At 71.9% G+C, this 2,436-nt stretch carries 1 protein-coding gene and 1 pseudogene; one reads left to right on the top strand and one right to left on the bottom strand.

Annotated features, from left to right (window positions below):
* Positions 1-2,159: pseudogene (locus tag ACWD4J_RS44000) on the bottom strand (hypothetical protein); the annotation flags it as partial.
* Between the two features lie 88 nt (positions 2,160-2,247).
* Here ACWD4J_RS44000 and ACWD4J_RS43995 point away from each other — a divergent pair.
* Positions 2,248-2,436 (top strand): hypothetical protein (locus ACWD4J_RS43995; RefSeq protein WP_451401181.1); only part of this gene is annotated, 189 nt, incomplete at its 3' end.

The following is a 2,436-nucleotide window of genomic DNA, read 5'->3' as shown; positions in this document are numbered from 1 at the left end:
ACCCGCTCGACCGCGGCACGCAGCCGGACGCGCAGATCGCTCTTGAGGAAAGCCACCTGGTCACGCAGTGCCTGCATGTCCAGGCCCAGGCGTTCCGCCTTCGCCCAGTCGCCGGAGTCGGCGATCTCACGGAGCAGCGACTTCAACGCCACCGGAGACCTGTTCTCGATGGCCGCGTTGAAGAAGGCCCTCATCAGCTCCCGCACGCTGCCCTGCTCCAGCAGCTCTTCAAGACCGGACCGCCCGGTGTCGGCACCGATCTGCCCCGCCGACGTCACGTTGTCGGCGAAGAAGACCTTCGCGATCTCCTGCTCGCTCAGGTCGGGATGCGCCTGAGCGAGCACGTCGAACAGGCGGGCCACGCCCTGCCGAACCGCCCCCAGCGCGCTCGGCTGGCGGAACGCGTACGCGCCCAACCGCTTCTCGAACTCCCGGGCCGTCGAGGCATACGTCTCCTCCGCGTACAGCGCCCGCAAGCCGCGCTCCGTGCTGGGCGCAAGGGAGCCGTCCGGCACCAGATCGGTAACCGGCGCCACACCACCGGCCCCCGACACAGCCTCTCCTGACGGCACGTCCGAGCGCACCCCGCTGGAAGACGCACCGGTGCCGTCGAGCTGTGCCAGGAAGGTCCTGAGGGAGTCCGCCTGGGGCACGCCGGCATCCCCGGCATCGCGGACCAGGGGCGCCTCCACGACCGCGGTGTCGCGGACCAGCGGCGCCTCTACGACGTCGGCCATGCGGGCAGCGACCCCACCCAGCAGGCCCTCGCGCGCAGGGCCGGCGCCGCGCTCCGCGGCCAAGGCCCTTGCCGCCGCGACGGCTTGGGCGCCCCGGTCCGGCGCGCTTTCGTTCTGGTGCAGTACCTGCGCCACCCGCATGGTCGCCCAGTACTGCTCGGGGTCGCGCTCCAGCAGCCCCCGGGCGCCCTCGGAGACCGTGAGCCCGAACGGGTTGTGCTCCGCGGTGATCCGCGACGCTTCAGCCCACAGCTGCCGGGTCACCTTGCCGCGCTCGGCGAACTGGACCAGCGCCGGGTCGGTGGGCGTGTCGCGCCGACCAGCCTGCTGCCCTGCCTGGCGACCGGTCCCCTGCTGCGGCTGGCCCGCGGCGTCCGCCGGAGCAGCAGCGCCCCCCGAGGTCGGCGCTACCGTGGCCGCCGGGAGAGCCCCGTGCTTCACCGAGATCGGCACCACCTCGACGCCCAGGTGCTCCTTGAAGAGCCGGGCCATATTGGCGAGCCACTCGGTCACCTGCTCCTTGGTGACGTCTGGCCGGACCTTCGAGGACATGTACCGGCCGGACTGGTCGTTCACGGTCCAGGAGCCTCGTTCGGCGTCCCACCGCAGCTCCCCGGAGATCCGTCCGGCGCCCGGGAGCGTGGTCCCGAGGCCCCCTGACTGCTCGTCCGCCGCGAACCGCAGAGCGACCGAGGGGTGGCCCGCCGTGTCGAGGCTTCTCCTCAACTCCTCCTCGGTCAGCGCCGGGTTCTGCTCGCGCATACCGGCGAGCAGCTGCGAGAACTGCTCCTCGCCCATCAGCGTGCTGACGGTCTCACTGCCGAGCACAACCTGGCCGTCCTCGCGGACCGAGTACAGCCACGCGGTGTCGGCGGTCGGGTTCGCCGTGAGCGTCCGCGGATCCGCCTCTTCCAAAGGCACCCACAGCGGATTGAGGCGAACCGCCCCGACATCGTCCGAATCCCCAGGCCTGATCACCTTCGGGGGGACAGCCGGGCCGAACGACTGGTCCAGCTGCTCCGGAGACAACTGTGACGGGTGCACGATGCCGGACGCGGGCCTCGACGCGGTCGCCCCGTCGGGCGCGGAACCGGCGATGTCCCTGACCGGAGCGCCGCCCTGCAGGCCGACCTGCGCGACGGCGACACCGCGCTGCACGGCAAGGCTCTTGGCCACCTCGACCGCCTGGTCGACCCTGTCCGGCGCACCCTCGTTCTGATGCAGCACCTGCGCCACTCGCATGGTCGCCCAGTACTGCTCAGGGTCGCGCTCCAGCAACCCCCCGGCGCCCTCGGAGACCGTGAGCCCGAACGGGTTGTGCTCCGCGGTGATCCGCGACGCATCCGCCCAGAGCCGACGCGCCGTCGGCTCGTCCAGCTTGCCGAACTGCTCCTCCACGAACCGGCGCAGCGCCTGTGGCACAGCAGCCGACTCCACCGGGGTCTGCGTCTCCGGCTCCTGCGAAGACGTCGGCGCCTGCTGTGTCGGGGCCTCGTCCTGCGTCTGCTGCGTGTCCGTTGGCGCCGGCGCCTGCGGAGACGACTGTGGCTGGGACAGCGGTGGGACCTGGACCGGCGGCGCCTGTACCTGCGGCGCGGCCGGGACCTGCGGGATCACGGGCTTCGGCACATTGACGGAAGGCGACGAGGTCTCCGCCGTGCGCGACGTCTGTGTGGTGTCCCCCGAGGACGGGTCACCG

Source organism: Streptomyces sp. NPDC002577 (assembly GCF_053594815.1).
This window is presented reverse-complemented; position numbering and strand designations above follow the sequence as displayed.